General features: G+C 49.8%; 18 protein-coding genes. 16 read left to right on the forward strand and 2 right to left on the reverse strand.

Features of this window, described 5'->3' with window-relative positions:
- The first annotated feature begins 568 nt into the window (after positions 1 to 568).
- From CFLAV_RS30350 to CFLAV_RS30365, 4 genes are all read left to right on the forward strand, one after another.
- Positions 569 to 979, forward strand: a complete 411-nt coding sequence (locus CFLAV_RS30350) for an Hsp20/alpha crystallin family protein (protein ID WP_160164691.1) — start codon at positions 569 to 571, stop codon at positions 977 to 979.
- A gap of 56 nt (positions 980 to 1,035) precedes the next feature.
- Positions 1,036 to 3,435, forward strand: a complete 2,400-nt coding sequence (lon, locus tag CFLAV_RS30355) for an endopeptidase La (RefSeq protein ID WP_007418768.1) — start codon at positions 1,036 to 1,038, stop codon at positions 3,433 to 3,435.
- Positions 3,432 to 4,247, forward strand: a complete 816-nt coding sequence (locus CFLAV_RS30360; RefSeq protein ID WP_007418769.1) for an outer membrane lipoprotein-sorting protein — start codon at positions 3,432 to 3,434, stop codon at positions 4,245 to 4,247. Before lon ends, CFLAV_RS30360 begins: the two co-directional genes overlap by 4 nt.
- A gap of 265 nt (positions 4,248 to 4,512) precedes the next feature.
- Positions 4,513 to 5,613, forward strand: coding sequence for a tetratricopeptide repeat protein (locus CFLAV_RS30365; RefSeq protein ID WP_160164692.1), 1,101 nt, complete (start codon positions 4,513 to 4,515; stop codon positions 5,611 to 5,613).
- Here the strand turns inward: CFLAV_RS30365 and CFLAV_RS30370 are convergent.
- Positions 5,610 to 6,002, reverse strand: coding sequence for a hypothetical protein (locus tag CFLAV_RS30370; RefSeq protein ID WP_007418771.1), 393 nt, complete (start codon positions 6,000 to 6,002; stop codon positions 5,610 to 5,612). The genes CFLAV_RS30365 and CFLAV_RS30370 overlap by 4 nt on opposite strands.
- A 104-nt stretch (positions 6,003 to 6,106) precedes the next feature.
- Here CFLAV_RS30370 and CFLAV_RS33485 point away from each other — a divergent pair, with 104 nt between their 5' ends.
- The 9 genes from CFLAV_RS33485 (at position 6,107) to CFLAV_RS30420 (ending at position 16,431) form a co-directional block, all read left to right on the forward strand.
- Positions 6,107 to 8,077 (forward strand): sensor histidine kinase, encoded by a 1,971-nt coding sequence (locus CFLAV_RS33485; protein ID WP_007418772.1) that lies wholly within the window; start codon positions 6,107 to 6,109, stop codon positions 8,075 to 8,077.
- A 1-nt stretch (position 8,078) separates the two neighbouring features.
- Positions 8,079 to 8,732 carry a response regulator gene (locus CFLAV_RS30380; protein WP_007418773.1) on the forward strand — a complete coding sequence of 218 codons (654 nt, stop codon included), beginning with the start codon at positions 8,079 to 8,081 and terminating at the stop codon, positions 8,730 to 8,732.
- Positions 8,733 to 8,941: 209 nt separating this feature from the next.
- Positions 8,942 to 9,355 carry a response regulator transcription factor gene (locus tag CFLAV_RS30385; RefSeq protein ID WP_160164693.1) on the forward strand — a complete coding sequence of 138 codons (414 nt, stop codon included), beginning with the start codon at positions 8,942 to 8,944 and terminating at the stop codon, positions 9,353 to 9,355.
- Positions 9,356 to 9,645: 290 nt separating this feature from the next.
- Positions 9,646 to 12,033 (forward strand): PAS domain S-box protein, encoded by a 2,388-nt coding sequence (locus tag CFLAV_RS33490; protein WP_007418776.1) that lies wholly within the window; start codon positions 9,646 to 9,648, stop codon positions 12,031 to 12,033.
- Between the two features lie 22 nt (positions 12,034 to 12,055).
- On the forward strand, positions 12,056 to 12,775 hold the full coding sequence (locus CFLAV_RS30400) for a response regulator (RefSeq protein WP_237712486.1): 720 nt from the start codon (positions 12,056 to 12,058) through the stop codon (positions 12,773 to 12,775).
- Between the two features lie 199 nt (positions 12,776 to 12,974).
- Entirely contained in the window at positions 12,975 to 13,409 is a 435-nt protein-coding gene (locus tag CFLAV_RS30405; RefSeq protein ID WP_007418778.1) for a response regulator transcription factor, read from the forward strand.
- Between the two features lie 261 nt (positions 13,410 to 13,670).
- The gene (gene larE / locus CFLAV_RS30410; protein WP_007418779.1) at positions 13,671 to 14,498 is read left to right on the forward strand and encodes an ATP-dependent sacrificial sulfur transferase LarE; all 828 of its coding nucleotides are present in this window, start codon (positions 13,671 to 13,673) and stop codon (positions 14,496 to 14,498) included.
- A gap of 74 nt (positions 14,499 to 14,572) precedes the next feature.
- Positions 14,573 to 15,850: a type II secretion system F family protein gene (locus tag CFLAV_RS30415; protein ID WP_007418780.1), complete on the forward strand. Its 1,278-nt coding sequence runs from the start codon at positions 14,573 to 14,575 to the stop codon at positions 15,848 to 15,850.
- The gene (locus CFLAV_RS30420) at positions 15,850 to 16,431 is read left to right on the forward strand and encodes a pilus assembly FimT family protein (protein WP_007418781.1); all 582 of its coding nucleotides are present in this window, start codon (positions 15,850 to 15,852) and stop codon (positions 16,429 to 16,431) included. Before CFLAV_RS30415 ends, CFLAV_RS30420 begins: the two co-directional genes overlap by 1 nt.
- On the opposite strand, the gene CFLAV_RS35865 is transcribed toward CFLAV_RS30420, so the two are convergent.
- Complete coding sequence (locus tag CFLAV_RS35865) at positions 16,424 to 16,579, reverse strand: hypothetical protein (RefSeq protein ID WP_160164694.1); 156 nt, start codon at positions 16,577 to 16,579, stop codon at positions 16,424 to 16,426. The genes CFLAV_RS30420 and CFLAV_RS35865 overlap by 8 nt on opposite strands.
- On the opposite strand from CFLAV_RS35865, the gene CFLAV_RS35870 reads away from it, so the two are divergent.
- From CFLAV_RS35870 to CFLAV_RS30435, 3 genes are all read left to right on the forward strand, one after another.
- Positions 16,578 to 16,922: a hypothetical protein gene (locus CFLAV_RS35870; protein WP_040550885.1), complete on the forward strand. Its 345-nt coding sequence runs from the start codon at positions 16,578 to 16,580 to the stop codon at positions 16,920 to 16,922. The genes CFLAV_RS35865 and CFLAV_RS35870 overlap by 2 nt on opposite strands.
- Positions 16,919 to 17,632 (forward strand): prepilin-type N-terminal cleavage/methylation domain-containing protein, encoded by a 714-nt coding sequence (locus CFLAV_RS30430; protein ID WP_160164695.1) that lies wholly within the window; start codon positions 16,919 to 16,921, stop codon positions 17,630 to 17,632. The genes CFLAV_RS35870 and CFLAV_RS30430 overlap by 4 nt, the downstream gene beginning before the upstream one ends.
- Positions 17,632 to 18,292, forward strand: a 661-nt coding sequence (locus CFLAV_RS30435) for a type II secretion system minor pseudopilin (RefSeq protein WP_007418784.1), incomplete at its 3' end; no start/stop codon positions are given. The genes CFLAV_RS30430 and CFLAV_RS30435, both read left to right, overlap by 1 nt.

Genomic DNA, 18,292 nt, shown 5'->3' on the forward strand with positions numbered 1-18,292 from the left:
GGCGGAAGAATTCGCCGCGAGCGGCTTCGAGCAGGTTGAGGTAGCGCGAATAGTAGATGTGATTGCCGACGGTGCAGTCGGCGTAGGTAACGCGGTACGAGTGGCGATAGAGTTGACCAGCCATGTGAGAGATTAGAAAATAAAAAATGGAAATGAACCATTAAAAATGTGAAGAGAAGTTTTCAGGAAGGTATTCAGCGAGGTAAGGTGATGTGAGTGAGGTCAGGGGCTGTGATTTTGGGATGAGCGAAAAAAGAGGTGGGTAAACATTTGTTGCCAAGGTAGCAAAACGCGGTATTTTGGTTTAATGGATTGGCAGCAGATAATCGCCCTGGTGATAGTTGCCGGCACCGCAGGAATTTTCCTGTGGAGCAGATTGAGGCCGCGCAAGTTTAGCCTGGAGAAAGATACACATTGTGGTTGTGGCAAAGCCAGCCAGGAGGCGCCGCGGAGTTCGATAGTGTTTCGTGCCAGAAAAGGTGAGAGGCCCCAAATCACAGTGAAGATGAATTAACGACGCGCTTGCATTATTGAGTAAATCAGAATATAATAAAGCCCCATAATGGCCATGTGCAAAGTAAGTACGACCGGACATTTTGTGCAGCTCACGACAGTGCGTGATAGAGAAGGTGCTGGACGAGCGCATTGGGTGCCGAACACTGATGTGTATGTGACTGATAATGGCCTGGTAATCAAGCTGGAGTTGGCTGGGATGCGCAGCGAAAACTTGCAGATTACCATGGAAGGCAACAGATTGCGAATCAGCGGAGAGCGACCGGACGGTTGTCGGGCGCCCAAGTTCAATTTTTTGGCGATGGAGATTAATTACGGACCATTTGAAAACGTTATCGAGCTTCCCCCGGGTTACGATCTCAGTCATGCCAAAGCCTCTTATTTGAATGGTTTTTTGCGAGTCGATGTTCCGCAATCCACCAAGGCGCCATTAAAACGTACGAAAGTACCTGTTGCCGGGAAGTAGCCTTCTCCATATGTTTTTCCTGAGAAGGACAACAGCTAATAAGCGAATGGCGCGACATGACTTCGCCGGATACTGAATTCATAAATATTTTAGGGGCCACTTCGGATGCAGAAGCACCTGCAACGAAGATCTCTGCTCGATCTCTCCCACAGGTTTTGCCCATATTAGGGCTTTCCGACATTGTAATTTTTCCTGGCATGGTTGCGCCGTTGCTGGTGGAGACCTCTCAAAGCATTCACCTCATTGATGACGTGGTTGGTGGAGAGCGTTTACTTGGGGTTGTTCTCCAGAAGAAGCCCGAGGTGGAGAATCCGCTGCCTGAAGACATGTTCGAGATTGGGTGCGCGGCGCGGGTTTTAAAAATGTTGAAGTTTCCCGACAACACAGTGCGCGTGTTGGTCGAAGGATTGTGGCGTATCCGCATCAAAGGTTATGAAGCCCAAACGCCATATTTGAAGGCAAAGATTGAGGTTTGGAAGGATGCGAAGGAAGACTCCATTGAATTGCAGGCCTTGACCCGCAACGCCCACGCGCAATTTCAGGAGATCATCAAACTTTCGCCTGCGATGGCAGACCAGGTCAAGATTGCGGCGCTTAACACAGAAGATCCGGGACATCTGACTGACCTGATTGCGGTTAACCTGAACCTGAGTCTGGACGAGCGCCAAAAGATGCTGGAGACGAATTCCGTCAAGGAACGATTGACGCGGTTATTGCCACTGTTGAATCGCGAACATGAGGTTCTGACGTTGAGTTCAAAGATTCAGACGGATGTGGCCAGCTCGATGTCGAAGACGCAACGCGACTTCTTTCTGCGCGAACAGATGCGTGCCATTCAACGGGAGTTGGGGGAAGGCGATGTGGCGGCGACGGAGATCAAGAATCTCCGTGAACAAATTGACAAGGCTCCATTGCCAGATGATGCCCGAAAGGTTGCGGTTGCCGAGCTGGAGCGCCTGCAGCAAATGTCCCCTTCCATGGCAGAATACGGCGTAGCGCGACATTATCTTGATTGGATTTTAGGTCTGCCCTGGGTCAAGGTGACCGAAGATAAAATTAATCTTAATGATGCCAAGCGGATATTGGACGAACAGCATTTTGGCCTGCCGAAGGTGAAGGATCGGCTGCTCGAATTTCTTGCCGTTATTAAATTAAAGAAGCAGATCAAGGGACCGATTCTTTGTCTCGTGGGACCTCCAGGGGTTGGCAAGACATCCCTTGGCAAAAGCATTGCGGATGCCTTAGGCAGAAAGTTTGCGCGCATTGCCCTTGGTGGCATGCGTGATGAAGCGGAGATTCGAGGGCATCGTCGCACTTACGTCGGGGCTCTGCCTGGAAGAATCATTCATGCCCTGCGCCGGACTGAGAGTAGAAATCCAGTAATCTTGCTGGATGAAATCGACAAGGTCGGTTCGGATTTTCGCGGTGATCCAGCGTCAGCGCTGTTGGAGGTGCTTGATCCCTCGCAGAACAACACCTTTACGGACCATTATCTTGATCTGCCCTTTGATCTTTCCCGCGTTTTATTCATTACCACTGCGAACTGGTTGGATCCCATTCATCCCGCGTTACGGGATCGACTTGAAGTGATTGAACTGGCCGGTTACACCGAGTCTGAGAAACTGCAGATTGCCAAACGTTATCTCGTGCCGCGTCAATCCAACGAAAACGGGGTGACGCGAAAGATGTTCAAAATACCGGATGCCACCTTGCGCCGGTTGATCCAGGATTATACGAGAGAAGCGGGAGTCAGGCAATTGGAGCGCGAAATTGCGGCGCTCATGCGGAAAGCAGCGTTAAAAATCGTAAGCCAGAATGGCAATGCGAAGTCAGTGACGCTCGCTCCAAAAGCACTGGCAGATTATCTGGGACCGGTAAGGAATTTTGTCGAAACAGCCGAGCAGATTACCGAGATCGGTATAGCCACCGGGCTGGCGTGGACACCGGTTGGTGGTGAAATACTTTATATTGAGGCAACCCGCATGCCAGGACGGGGGCAACTGATTTTGACCGGATCTCTCGGCGAAGTCATGAAGGAGAGTGCGCAAACGGCACTGAGCTATTTGCGGAGCCAATCAAGGGCTTTGGCGCTGGATCTCTCGGATTATGCCAAGTATGACCTGCACATTCATGTGCCTGCGGGCGCCACGCCCAAAGATGGGCCAAGTGCGGGGGTAACCATTGTTGTTGCGCTGGCTTCGTTGCTGATGCGTCGGCGAGTGCGTTCGGATATCGCCATGACCGGCGAAATCAGTTTGCGAGGCCGTGTGTTGAGGGTGGGTGGCATCAAGGAAAAAGTATTGGCGGCGGCGCGGTTTGGCCTGACGCATGTGATGCTGCCAGAGCAAAATAGTGCGGATTGGGAAGAAGTGCCGGTGGAGGTGCGCAAAAAGATGAAGGTTCATTTTGTCAGTCACATTTCCGAGCTGATTCCCCTGGCATTAACCAAAAAATGAGATTTCGAAATCTGGTTCAACTTACGAGGTGGGCGGCGGCAGTTTTACTTCTGAGTGGAGACTTTGCAGCCTTTGCACAGCCGCAAACTGACGATCTTACTCCCGAAGCCGCAGGGCAAATCATCGCGGCTGAACTGAGAAAACAAAAGCCTCCGGAAGGTGAATGGAAGGGAAGATTAAAAATCCGGAGCCATGATCGTAAAACCGTCACCACAATTCCGGTGCTGGGAAAGGTGAGTTGGATCGAGCCGATGTGGAGGAACGAGTATCTTACGGGTGCAATTGATGGAAAAGGCGCCGAGCACTTGACCATCGTGCATTCCGCCACGGGGCCGAATGTATATTTGTACGCCAAGGCGCCGACACCCGGAGCGCCTTTGGGCGAAGAAAAGAAACTGACTGGGGCTGAGGCCAACATTCCCTTGGCAAATTCGGATTTTTGGCTGGCGGATCTTGGATTTGAATTTTATCAGTGGCCGAAGCAGGTGAAACGGCCGAGCGAAATGAAAAGGAGTCGGGCTTGTTATGTCCTGGAAAGTTTCAATCCAAACCCTGGTAAAAATGGATATTCGCGCGTGGTCACCTGGGTTGATATCGACAGCTTTAAGCAGCATCAAGGCGGCATCATTCAGGCAGAGGCTTACGACCAGGACAATAAAAAATACAAGGAATTCTCCCTCGGCCATTTCCGAAAGATCAATGATCAATGGCAGTTGGAGGACATGGAAATTACGAACATCAAGGACAATACGCGGACGAAAGTGGAGTACGATTTGGGGCAAAAAAGACCGCCTGCCCAGACTTCCAAGTGACTTATCACAGCGATCGCTCCCAGGTTGGTTTTTTCCTCTGCGCGCATTTAAACTTTAGTTGCTTGCGTTTTAGGTTCTTTAGACTACGCTTATAAACACTTGGCGATTTACTTGAGCTTCCAAGCTGAAAGATGGAAGGTTGAGCACAGCCATGGATATGAATCTGATACTTCAGATATTCGAAAATTGGATTATCCCAATTTTTTTGATTTTGTTCCTTGCCTGGTTCATTTGGACATGGCTTAAACGATCACGAGAGCCATGGATGTTAATTACCCGCTGGATCATCACTGCCCTGGTACTTGTTTATGTTTTTGTGCAGGGACACAAACTTTCACAGGTTCAGGGCCCAGCCAGAGCATTCATGGTCGTGTATGCCGCAGCGGGAGGTTTAGTGCTGGCAATTTTATGGGCGCGGGTGATCGGTGAAAGCGTGGGGAGTATTTTTGGAGGATTATATGATGGGGGAACCGCCGAAGTGGAACCCAAGCCATTTTATTCCATTGCTCAGGCCAAGAAAACCCAGGGTAAATACCTTGAATCATTGGCTGAGGTGCGCCGGCAATTGCAGAAGTTCCCCAACGATTTTGAAGGCATGATGTTGTTGTCTGAACTGCAGGCGGAGAATTTGGATGATTTGCAGGGGGCGGAAGTGACGGTGCAGCGGGTTTGCAGCCTGGGGGAGCAGCCACCACGTAATGTCGCCTATGCGCTGAATCGGATGGCGGATTGGCACCTGAATTTGCACAAGAATCGTGAGGCTGCGAAAATCGCCCTGGAAAAAATTATTGAATTGCTGCCTGAGACTGAAATGTCGCTGCAAGCATCGCAACGGATTGCGCATCTGGCGGATACAGAGATGTTGTTGGCCTCGCAGCAGAGGCAGGGAGTGAGAGTCATCAAAGGAGTTGAAAACATCGGGTTGCTTCAGGATTCCACCGCACTCAAACCGGCTGAAACGGATGCGGGCAAACTGGCAGCTATTTTGGTCAAGCATTTGGAGGTTCATCCGTTGGACACTGAAGCCCGCGAAAGATTGGCAAACATCTATGCCAGCCATTATCAACGACTCGATCTCGCCCAGGAACAGTTGGAGCAGTTGATCAATCAGCCCAATCAAACTCCCAAAAATGTAGTGCGCTGGCTTAATTCGCTGGTGGACTTGCAGGTGCAGCATGGAGGAGAGCTCGAACAAGCAAGGCAAAGCCTGCAGCGAGTAATGGATATCTATCCTGAGTCCCCAGCCGCCCAGAAAGCCGAACGCCGAATGCAAATGTTGAAGCTGGAATTCAAGGGAAAAGAAAAGAGCCAAGCGGTTCAGCTTGGCTCTTATGAACAGGATATTGGTTTGAAGAGGCGGGCTTAGTGAGCCGCCATTTTCAAGGCAATCTGCTTCTCAATTTCGTGGGCCAGGTCAATGTCCGTGCCACCGGCCGGGGTGCGGGTTTGGACGACGAGGCGCGTAATGGGTTTGACAGGATCCAGTTCTTGAACCCTTACAAAGACTTCACGTTGAGCAATTCTGGCTTCGAGAGAATTGTTCAAGGTGTTTTCAGCAACGAGAGCTCCGTTGAAAGCCAATACTTGTTTGGCGGCAGCAAAGACAACAGGGACAGTGCGTTCGTAACGTCCTTCCACCGAATCCTTTAAGAAAGGGATGCCCGCTTCAGATCTTCCATCAACGGTGCTGACACAGCCAGCAACCAAGCTGGCGAGTCCAGCTACCAGCAAAAGAATAAGAAATTTATTTTTCATTCAGTGTATGCAATCAAAATGCCCGGGTTCGTCAAGCACGAAGGAAGGAAATACGGTTGGAATTAATTGGAGGGAGCTGTTATATAACGTTGAAGTATTTTTTCATGATGGTTCTGGCAACTCTCTTTCTGGCTATCGGGGTTTTCGTTCTGGACCTGCTGATGCCCCTGGGTGCCAGCGGATGGGGGCCTTATTTGATTCCACTACTGATTTCTTTTAGAGTCAGGAAGTGGTGGTATCCCATTTTTCTTTCCCTGCTTTGTTCCCTGCTGCTGGTGATCGGTTATTTTTTCTCAGTGCCGAGCGGGTTATCCTTTAATTTCGTCGCAATCAACCGGCTTGTGGGCATTGGAATGCTTTGGATCACGGCATTGTTGCTGGTGAAGCGAAAGCAGGCAGACGAAGCGTTACTAAAACAGGTGGAACGGGAGTTGGCGCTCCGAAACGAGAGATTAAGCCTGATCGCGCGCATTGGTGGGATTGTTGGGGCACCGATGGAGGAACAGGGGTGTAAACTGGCAGAGCTGGCGCGCACGGCTTTTGGTGTGGATGGTTGCGTAATTCGGGTTTTGGAAGGCGACGATCTCGTACTATTTGGCAGTGCAGGAGGTGTTGAAGGCTATCTGGAGCCATGTGTATCGAAAGACTGGGGGCTGGGAAGACGAATCTTCGAAGAGCGTAAACCGGTCTTTGTACCAGATCTTTCCCAGAACCCAATGAGCGTGCCATTTATAAATCGGTTACCCACAGGCGCTTTGTATCGATCCTATGCCGGAGCGCCATTGCTGGCGCAAAACGAAACGTTGGGGCTTATAGGCATATACTCACAAAAGGAACTCCAGAGTTTCAGGGACGCTGATTTGGAACATCTCCAGATCGTGGCCAATAACATCGCGACCTCGATTTATAACGAACGACTGTATAAAAAGGTGAGGAATCAAAAAGATGAGTTAGCTGAGCAAATTACAGAAAGAAAACGCACTGAAGAGGCGCTAAGACAGAGTGAGGAACGGTTTCGCATTATCAGCGAGCAGTCCTTAATGGGAATTTACATAATCCAGGGTGAACGGTTCAAATATGCAAATCCCAAATTCGCAGAGATGTTTGGCTATGATGTGAGTGGAATGCTCTCCCTCAGTTCGGTCTTCGACGTCATAGTTGAAAAGGAGCGTCCCATCGTGAGTGAAAACGTTCGACTTCGCCTGGAAGGGCAAATTGAGGGGATACGCTATCGCTTCCATGGCCAGCGGAAAGATGCCGGTCTGCTCACCATTGAGGCGCATGGCTTCAAAGCAGAGTTGAATGGGGAACCGGTGATTCTTGGAACGGCGCAGGATGTGACGGAACGGGAAATGGATGAAGCAGAATTAAAACGTACCACCGAACAGCTACAAACGCTCTCACGAAGACTTTTGGAATTACAGGAAAGCGAAAGAAGGCACATCGCCCGGGAACTGCATGATGAAATTGGACAGGGGCTGACAGCTTTGAAAATAAACCTTCAAGCAGTGCAGCGCATGGCAAACTCCACTGCTTTTTCGCCACGTTTACTGGACAGTATTGGAATCGTGGACAAGACACTGCGACAGGTGCGCAATCTATCACTGGATTTGCGTCCTTCAATGCTGGATGACTTGGGGTTATTCGCAGCCTTGCGTTGGTATGCAGACCAACAGGCACAGCGGGCAGGGCTAAGGATTCAGTTTGCGGCCGAGCCGATGGAAATGCGCCAGGATCCGGCATTGGAGACCGCTTGTTTTCGAGTTGCCCAGGAAGCGTTGACGAATATTGTCCGGCATGCAGAAGCCCAGAACGTAACCATTGATTTAAATGTGGCTGAGAAGGATTTGCAATTGACGATACGAGATGATGGAATCGGGTTTGATATGAAAAAAGTCCGGGAACATGTGGCTGCAGGCAGCAGCCTTGGGCTGCTCGGAATGGAGGAACGAGCTTCGTTGATGGGGGGCAGGGTCGAGTTCAAGTCCACGCCGGGAGAGGGCACAGAGGTGTATGCATGGTTTCCGATTTCAAAGTCCCTTTCCACGCCCGGCACGAGTGAGGCAATAATTTGAAATGAGCACAATCCGTATCCTGTTGGCCGACGATCATACCCTCTTGAGGGCTGGCATACGTTCGTTGCTGGAGAAGATGCCCGGGGTGGAGGTTGTCGGGGAAGCAGCTGATGGCCGGGAAGCGCTCAGCCTTGTGAAGGCCCTTCAGCCAGGTGTTGTGTTGATGGATATAGCGATGTCCGGACTGAACGGGTTGGAAGCAACCGCCAGGATAGTAAAGGAGTTTCCGAGCAGCCGTGTAATCATCCTATCGATGCATGCCAATGAAGAGTACGTGCTGCAGACCTTGCGTGCCGGAGCAGCGGGCTATTTGCTCAAGGATGCCGCAACGGCGGAGTTGGAACTGGCAATCCAGGCGGTGTCACGGGGCGATACGTATTTAAGCCCCGCTATTTCGAAACGGGTGATTGAGGATTATTTAGGAAGAATCAACGGCCAAAAAAGTCCAATGGAACAGTTAACCCCGCGGCAACGGGAGATTCTGCAACTAATCGCAGAAGGTAAAAGCACGAAAGAAATGGCTTTTCTTCTTAATTTGAGTGTTAAAACGGTTGAGACGCACCGGACGCAGTTAATGGATCGCCTGGGTATTCATGACGTTCCGGGACTGGTTCGGTATGCAATGAGGATGGGGCTGATTTCATCAGCCACCTAAATTCCCTTAAAAGTAACAGTACGTAAGGCTAAATTCCCTGGAAAAGGAGAGCTAAGGTTTTTTCCTGCCCGCTCTAAGGTTTTACCTGATTGTTTACGATGTAAACTTTCACCACGATTCACCTCCGAGCTCCGGGTGTGTTGGGTTATACAACCAATGAGAGACTCATTCGAAATCCTGACCGAGTCTCAAGAAAGTCGAAAATTATTGTGAATCAAGCAGTAGATAGATTGAAACTTTTGCTGGTGGATGATAGTCCGGATTTCTTAAGTGTCGCATCCAACTTTCTATCACCCCATCCAAATTTGCAGATTGTCGGTCTTGCTGACTCGGGGGTGACTGCGCTCAGCCTAGTTCAAGAGAGATCGCCAGATTTGGTGCTTATGGACTTCTCCATGCCTGGAATGAATGGACTTGAAGCCACTCGCAAGTTGAAGTCCCTGATCGAGGCTCCACAAATAATTTTGATCAGTCTCCACGAAGGGTTTGTATTCAGCGATTCTGCACACAAGGCGGGAGCGGATGCATTTCTTACCAAGTCGGAGTTTGGAGAGAGGCTGCTTGATGTCATTGGAAAACTGTTTCCGGATTTACAAACCGAATCTATCAATGAATGCGTCTGATGAGTTAAACGAGAGCCCAGATGGGAGTGGGTGGAACGACAATGCTCCATTGAATATGAATGCTGAGTTTGGCCCGGAAGAATACTTCATTATTGAGTTCAGGCTTCATGTGATTCATTCCAATTACATGGAATGTAATTTTGCTGAGGAAGAGGCAGTTCAGGCCGCCATGTTGGGGATGCAAATTGATCAGTCCCAGGGTTTCCTTCCAAAGGCTTCGAAGTCGGTATGGCAGAGGAGCCACTTTGAGGGTAGCTTGGAATATCCCGGAAAAGGGAGCCGTGATCCTAATGGGTAAAACGCTTCGTGTATTGATCGTGGAAGATAGTGCAGCCGATGTCTTACTTGTCATTCGTCACTTGCACAAGGGAGGTTATGAAGTTGTCCATGAGCAAGTTGACACCGAAGCAGCTTTTATCACCCAATTGCAAGCCAAGGAATGGGATGTGATAATAGCGGACTATTCTTTGCCTCGATTTAGTGCCATCCGGGCACTCAAGCTATTGCAAAACACCCGCATTGATCTGCCTTTCATTATTGTATCTGGAGCGATTGGTGAAGAAGTGGCGGTGGCTGCGATGAAATCCGGAGCGCACGATTATTTATTAAAGAACAGTTTGGCGCGGTTGATACCGGTGATTGATCGAGAGTTGGGAGAAGCGCAGGTGCGAAGGGAGCGAAGGCAGGCGGAAGAAGCTTATCATCGACTCGCAGCCATCGTCGAATCTTCCGGGGATGCCATTTTTGGTGAAGAGTTGGATGGAACAGTTACAAGCTGGAATCAGGGAGCAGAGAGAATTTTTGGTTACCAGGCGGAAGAAGTAAAAGGCCGATCATTATTGCTAATGATTCCCCCGGAGCGGCGCGAAGCAGAGGCGAAACTGAATAGGAGGGAAAGAGTTTCTCCATTTGAGACAGTAATGATACGCAAGGATGGACGCCGGATCGATGTTTCCGTGACGATTTCCCCGATCACGGATGCCATGGGCAATATTGTTGGAGTGTCAAATATTGCCCGCGACATTACCGAACGCAAGCGGGCAGAGAGCTACATGGCAGCGCTTTCGAAATTGGGTCAAAGCCTCAGTTCTGCTTCAACTCCAGTGGAGGCTGCCCGGGTGATCAGCAGAATTGCAGAAGAAATATTTCGTTGGGATGCATTCGTGTTGGATTTGTACTCCCCTGAATCTCGGGAAATACAAACGGTATTAAATATAGACACGATTGAAGGGATGAGAGAAGAGGTTGGTTCCAGCTACGTGGACAAAAGACCAAGCAGCACGGCGCGTCGAATTATTGAGAATGGGGCTGAACTCATTTTACGTGATCAGGGGCATGCTGAAATTCCCGGGACAATTCCATTTGGGGACATCACCAAACGTTCTGCCTCGATGATGTTTGTTCCTATTCGGTACCAGGCAAAGGTAATTGGCATTCTTTCAGTTCAGAGCTACAAAATGGGAGCGTATGGTCAGGGAGATTTAAGCACCTTTCAGACTCTGGCAGACTATTGCGGCGGGGCATTGGAGCGTATTCGAGTACGTGAGGCGTTGCGACATAGTGAGGATCGCTTCCGGCGGGTGGTGGAATCCAACATGATCGGGATTTTCTTTTGGCAGGAGAACGGAAGAATTTTTGAAGCCAATGATAAGTATCTTTCCATGGTGGGATTTACCAGGGGTGACCTGGAGTTAGGCCAGGTGGACTGGAGAAAGATGACCCCACCTGAATATGCCGTCCGGGACCAGCAGATACTCAAGCGCCTGGAGGTGTCGGGGATTTGTGAACCTGTTGAAAAGGAATATGTCCGAAAGGATGGATTTCGAATTCCAGTGTTGATTGGCGCAGCCAGCCTGGGGGAGGGTAGCAATGAAGGAGTTTGCTTTGTTGTCGATATCACCGAACGCAAGCAGGCTGAGGTTGAGTTGACCAAATCCCGTGAAGAGCTCAGGGCCCTGGCGGCTCATCTTCAGTTCATCCGGGAGGAGGAAAGAAAGCATATCACCCGGGAAATTCATGATGAGTTGGGACAGTCGCTCACTGGATTCAAGATGGACCTGGCCTGGATGAGAGCCCGGTTACTTGGGGAAGATTCAAAGGCCAGCCGCCAGCAACTGATTGATAAAATTGAAAACATGGCCAGGTTGATCGACGAAACCGCCAACGTCGTCCGGAGGTTATGTACCGAGTTGCGTCCCGGGGTGCTGGATGATTTGGGGCTTACCGCAGCAATTGAATGGCAAATCCGCGAGTATCAAAATAGAACCGGTATTCGCTGTTCTACAGAAATTGAATCAGGTGACCTGGGGGTGGACGCGGAAAGGTCAACCGCTTTGTTTCGGATATTTCAGGAGCTTATGACCAATACCGCGCGCCATGCGCAAGCCAGTCGTGTGGAGGTGAGTTTAAAGCGAATTGGCAGTGAAATTGTCCTCGAAGTAAGGGATAACGGCAGAGGAATTAAAGAGAACGAAAAAGCTGGAACAAAATCGTTGGGGCTGGTGGGAATGAGGGAACGGGCATTGGTGCTGGGAGGAGAATTGGAAATAGCTGGAAAACCAGGAAGGGGAACGATGGTCCGGGTGAGAGTGCCTCTGGCAGGGCGTCATCAAAAAACTGAAAAGCTGGAGTTTCAGAAACTGTCAGAGCTTGGGGAGACAAGAGAATCAAAAAAATAATATCCCTAAGCTGGATATGTTTATGAAAGAAATGTCATTGAACAGCCAAAAGTCACAATCGAGCAAGAGTGAAACAGTGTCCAAAGGGCCATCCAAACCGATTGTATCGCCGTTGCGGATTCTGATAGTAGATGACCATGCCATTATTCGACAGGGGCTCAAGCAGATACTTGCCGGCGAGTTTGGGCTGGGGGTATTTGGAGAAGCAAACAACGGCACTGAAGCCTTGGAGCAGATCTGGAAGCAATCATGGGATGTGGTGTTATTGGACATCACCATGCCGGGCAAGAGTGGATTGGATGTGTTGAAACAGATTGTGGAAGCTCAGCCCAACATGGCGGTGTTGGTCCTGAGCATGCATCCAGAGGACCAATATGCAGTGCGAGTATTAAAAACAGGAGCGGCAGGTTATATTACGAAAAACACTGCTTCGGAGGAGGTGGTAAATGCTGTCAAAAAGGTGCTGGCTGGGGGGAAGTACGTCAGCGCTTCGCTGGCTGAAAACCTCGCGACCAGTTTAAATACGCCGATGGGAAAAGCTCCGCATGAGATACTCTCTGATCGTGAGTACCAAGTGATGCGCCTGATAGCATTGGGCAAGAGTGTAAAGGAAATCGCTTTCGACCTCTCCTTGAGTGTAAAAACAATTAGTACTTATCGAACCCGCATCATGGAAAAAATGAAGTTCAAGACCAATGCGGATATCATCCGTTATGCGGTACATGAAAGGTTGGTTGACTGACCTTTTGAACCCGCTCAGGCTGGGAGCACCTCATTTGCAATCATTGTGGATGAGGTTCAGAATTGAGCCAGGTTGATTTGGCTTATCTCAAAGAGATGCTTTATTAAGAATGAGATAAGATAGTGTAGGACGCTGGAGGACAACAGAATCAGCTTCTTGCAAGGGCCACGACAGAGTCTTTTCCAGATAAATTATTCTTATGAACCAAGCAGATGGCAACCATGACCGGAAGCGCCTCAGGGTTTTGGTTGCAGACGACTCAGCCGCAATCCGGGATTCATTATCTTCTTTAATCTCCAGGCTGTCAGACGTGGAAATTGTAGGGTTGGCCCGGACAGGATTGGAAGCTTATGAGCTCATTCAAAGCCTTAATCCCGATGTCGTGACGCTGGACATTCGCATGCCAGGGATGAGTGGAATCCAGGTGTTGGAGGCCATCAAAAAGCAACAATTGGAAGTTACTGTCATTGTGTTGACGGGATTGGCTGAGATGGAATATCGGCGGAAATGCACGGATTTAGGCGCAAAGTTTTTTTTCCATAAATCGACCGAATTTGAAAAACTAATTGAGGTCCTAAGCGACTACAGGGACCGCCTCAATCTGCAGCAAGCGCAGATTCAAGGCAGCATTTAAAGGCACAAAGTCATTATAGGAAACCTCGGGCGATATCTGGAGGGCAGGCTTAATAGCAAAACCTGTTGTCGTGAGATGCAGTTGGTGTGCACTCGAGTGGACACTATCGATGTGGTAAAGCTGAAGTGCCTTGCGGTCCGGATGATTTTGGATAAGCCATTTTACCGTTGTTCATAGCCAGGCATCTGCATCGCAAGCGGGGTTTAAGCACGGCCGTAGTCTGGCTCGACAAGCCTCGAACGTGATGGCATTTTGTTGACTGTGACTTTGGACAAGCTTAACCGACTCCGGAATGTAATATCTTCTTATGGCTCCTGCCTTGTAGCGTATTCTGGTGGCGTGGATTCGGTGTTTTTGGCCAAGGTGGCCAAAGATGTCTTAGGCAAGAAATCGTTGGCTGCCATAGCCGATTCGCCCAGCCTGCCACGACGTGAGTTGGAGGAAGCCTTGGAAATTGCCAGGCGATTTGAAATTCCGGTTCGAATTGTGCGCACGAAAGAGTTTGATAACTCCTCCTACCTCGCCAATCCCAATAACCGATGCTACTTTTGCAAGCACGAATTGTTCACGGAGTTAGAGCCACTAGCCAAAGCCGAGCAATTTGCTGTGATTGCCTATGGTGAAAACGCGAGTGATGTGGGTGATTTTCGGCCTGGAGCGAAGGCCGCAGCAGAGTTTCAAGTGCGGGCTCCTCTGAAGGAGGCCGGTTTGACCAAGGCAGAAATCAGGGAATTGTCCTCATATCTGGGGCTTCCAACTGCCGATAAGCCACAAATGGCCTGCCTGAGTTCCCGGATACCGTACGGTGAGGCTGTATCACCGCAGAAATTGCTTATGATCGAGGAAGCGGAAATGCTCTTGCGAGATTTGGGTTTCCATGACGTGCGTGTGAGACATCACGAACTCAAACAGGGACAATTAGCGCGAATTGAGATTGGCCCAAGTGAGCTTCGGAAAGTCTTGGAAGCTGGTGTGAATGAGCGGGTTGCAGCAGCATTAAAGAAAATTGGCTACTTGCATGTGACGCTGGACTTGCAGGGTTATCGCCGCGGGAGCGTCAACGAATTGCTCGGCATGGCAAGTGCTTAGAAGCGGGTACTTAAAGGCTAATAAAGCGCAACTTTAGCGCTTCTTCGGTTAATTAAGAGAGTTCAGTAACAATTATGGCACAGTTTGCATATAAAGCCCGTCGTCGTACGGGAGAGACAGTCCAAGGTGTTTTGGACGTAGCGGATCGTGCGGCTGCCCTCGTGCAGATCGAACGGTTGGGGCTATTTCCAATCATGGTGGATGCTTCGAAGACGGCTACCAAGGCTGCAGCCGCAGCTGAGCGAGGTGGCGAAAAGCGCGATTTCAAAGCATCGCTGCCTCCGTTCATGCGCGAACTGCTGGAACGTAAACGCAAGCCGAAGCTGCAAGAACTGGGAACTTTTACACAACAACTTGCGAATCTTTTGCAATCGGGCATGCCGTTGACCGTGGCTTTGAACAGCATGACGCATCTGGAATCCAAAGGGATTTCCTCCGAGGTTAGCAAGCAATTGAAGCAGGATGTGATGGAAGGCAAGGGCTTGTCTGACGCCATGGCCAAGCAGCCACTCATTTTTTCCGATTTATACGTGAACATGGTTCGTGCAGGCGAGCAGAGCGGCGCGTTGACCGAAGTATTAAAGCGCTTATCCGACCATTATGAGCGTTTTTCACAGGTCCAATCTAAGTTTACCTCAGCTCTGATTTATCCTGCCTTCGTGATCACAGTCGGAAGCATCATCATGTTTTTGTTCATGACGAAGATGTTGCCGACGTTTATGAAGATTTTTGAAGGCATGAATATTGAACTGCCACTTCCCACGCGCATATTGATTGGCCTTAGCCATCTTTTCAGCGGCTACTGGTGGTTGATGATCCTGACGGTGGTGGCAGTAATTGTCATTTTCAAAAGATTCCAATCGACCGACGGTGGAAAGCGAACTATTGATGGCTGGAAGATCAATGCTCCCGTGGTGGGAAAGGTGATGCGACTCAATTTATACGGCCAGTTCGCTCAAACTCTGGCAACTTTGCTGGAAAATGGCGTGCCGGTCCTGACGGCGCTGACGATTACCGAACAGACGATGCCAAACCGCATTATTCGCGAGGCGATTGCCCGAACACGGGAAGAGGTGACGGATGGAAAAACGCTGGCTCAACCTTTGGCGAAGAGCAAAGTGTTTCCGCAATTGATGATCGATTTGCTCAAGATCGGTGAGGAAACGGGCAATGTGCCCGGGGCTCTGCGTAATGTGGCCACCACGTATGAAAATGAATTGAATATTGGCATCAAGACCATGATGAGCCTGATTGAACCGGTCATGATTGTTGTGATGGCATTGGGTGTGGCGTTCCTGCTTTTGAGCGTGTTGTCCGCCATGTTCGCAATGACCTCGAGTATCGCCCGCTGATGAAACCGGCATATCCCAGGAACAGAGCTTTTACGCTGATTGAGATCATGTTGGTGGTCGCAATCATCGGCATTGCGCTCGCCATGGGAATGCCAGCGATTTACCGGAAGGCAAATCCTGAGCCGATGACGCAGGCAGTTCAAGATGTGCTCGAAGTTTGTACTCAGGCACGTGCCCGAGCCATTCTGAATGGGGTGGCGATGGAACTTCGTATTTATCCGCACACCGGGCGTTTTGAAGTTGTCCAAGCACCTGAAGATGCAGACCTGCTGAATGCGAACGGGACAAATGCTCCTGCAGTCGGGCAATCCGTTCGTGCTGAAAGCAACAGCAGCGTTGCGGGATCGCCCGCCTCGCCAAATCACAGTCCGCTTACGGCACAACTTTCAGAACGGGTGGTCATCGAAATGTGTGACATTAATTTTGGGGAATACAAGGATGAAGAAATGGCGAGGGTTCGTTTTCATCCAAATGGAATCTGTGATCAGTTAACGCTGGTATTGCGTTCCGATAATAATGAATTCAAAAAGATAGCGCTTGAGGAAGTCACTGGGTTGGCTGAAGTAAGTAACTTTAAATGAGAATCAGCACAAATTTAAAGGAGTTGAGTAGCAGAGCAGTTTCTCCAGGCACTGTAAGCCCGGGGGCAGCTCCGTGTTCGCATTCGCCACGCGGATCCACGGCGTTCACGATCATCGAAGTAATGATCGCAATGGGAATTTTTTTCATGGCTATTTTTGCGATTTTGTCTCTTGTTTCAAGCAATTTGCGCATTGCGCGACGACTGCAGGAGCCGCAGGTGGATGCTGGCATGCTGGTGTCTCAACTTTCCTTGACTAATCAACTGCAGGAAGGGGGAGATTCAGGAAATTTCGGTGATGTTTACCCGGGATACAAATGGGAATCAACCATCACCCAGGTTGCCACGAATGGATTGTTTCAGGTGGAATACTTGGTGACCGGACCATCCATGAGAGGGCAAGACCCGGTGCAGTCACATTTGAGTGTGTTATTGTGGAGGCCAAATTCGGTTGCCGGATTGTCCTCTTCGTTTGGTGGAGGCGTGCATTGAAATTTCAGGCTGCAAACAAAGGGGTGCGTGGGGCTTTCACGTTGATGGAGGTAATGATCGCCCTGGCCATTTTGGCAGTGATTGTGAGCGCAATTTATAGCACGTGGAGATCGATCTTGAAGGGCAAGGAAGTGGCTGAGCGCGCTGCTGCAGAAGCGCAAAGAACCCGCGTAGCTGTGCATACCCTGCACGATTCGCTGCTCTGTGCCTGCATGTTTAGTGAGAATGCGAAATATTATGCATTCATGGCTGATACAGAAGGGGATTTCGCGACCTTAAGCTTTTCAGCACGATTGCCTAAATCATTTCCCCGCAGCGGAGAATTCGGAGATCTGGATGTCCGGCGCTTAACATTTTCCGTGGAGCCTGGGTCAACGCCGGACAATAAGAATCAATTGGTGCTGAGGCAAAGTCCTATTTTAACCGAACCGAGCCAGGACGAGGTGGACCATCCATTGGTGCTCGCGAAGAATGTGGACAAATTTTTGGTCGAATTCTGGGATCCACAACAGGCTGATTATGTAAGCACGTGGACGCAGACCAACACCCTTCCGCCAATGGTTCGTTTTACAGTTGCCTTGGGCAAGGTGGATCAGTTTTCAAGCAAGCCACAGGACCCAATGATGGATGTAGTGGCTCTTCCTGCGCAGGCAGTGCGGGTGGATTGGCAAATGCCGGTGCTGCCTCGTCAATCAAGTACTACGAACTAATGAAGCTCCGATCAAAGGGAAAGCAGTCGGGCATCGCAATCGTGATTGTGATGGTTTCCATTTTTGTACTCTCGGTGATCGCGGGTGTCTTCGCCTTTTCAATGAAGGTGGAGTCCAGGTTGGCAATGAATGGTTACAACGAAACCGAGATGGAATGGCTTGGTCGGTCGGGAGTGGAATTAGGCAAATATTTTCTGGCGCAACAACTGAATATTCCTGGCGAACGCTACGATTCTCTTAACCAAAAATGGGCGGGTGGGCCAGGTGGAACGAATGACCTTTTAGCCGATCTTTCCCTGGAGGATGTGCACTTGGGAAATGGGAGGTTTTCGGTTAAGATCAAGGATTCAGAACGCAAGTTTGACATCAACATGGCGGTAAATAATGACGCGGTTTTACAACAGGCGTTGATTCTGGCGGGTGTGGATGCCTCGGACGTGCCAACTATTATTGGTTCCATCCAGGACTGGATTGATAAAGATGACAATACTCACATCAACGGCGCGGAGTCGGATTACTATCAAAGTTTAAATCCTCCGTACTTTGCCAAAAATGGCCCCTTCGATGACGTTTCGGAGTTGCTGTTTGTGAAAGGCGTTTCGCCCGATATTTATTGGGGACCAAATTCCACCAACCATCCGCAAACACTCTTTACAACCA

The organism is Pedosphaera parvula Ellin514 (assembly GCF_000172555.1).
Classification (GTDB): Bacteria; Verrucomicrobiota; Verrucomicrobiia; order Limisphaerales; family Pedosphaeraceae; genus Pedosphaera.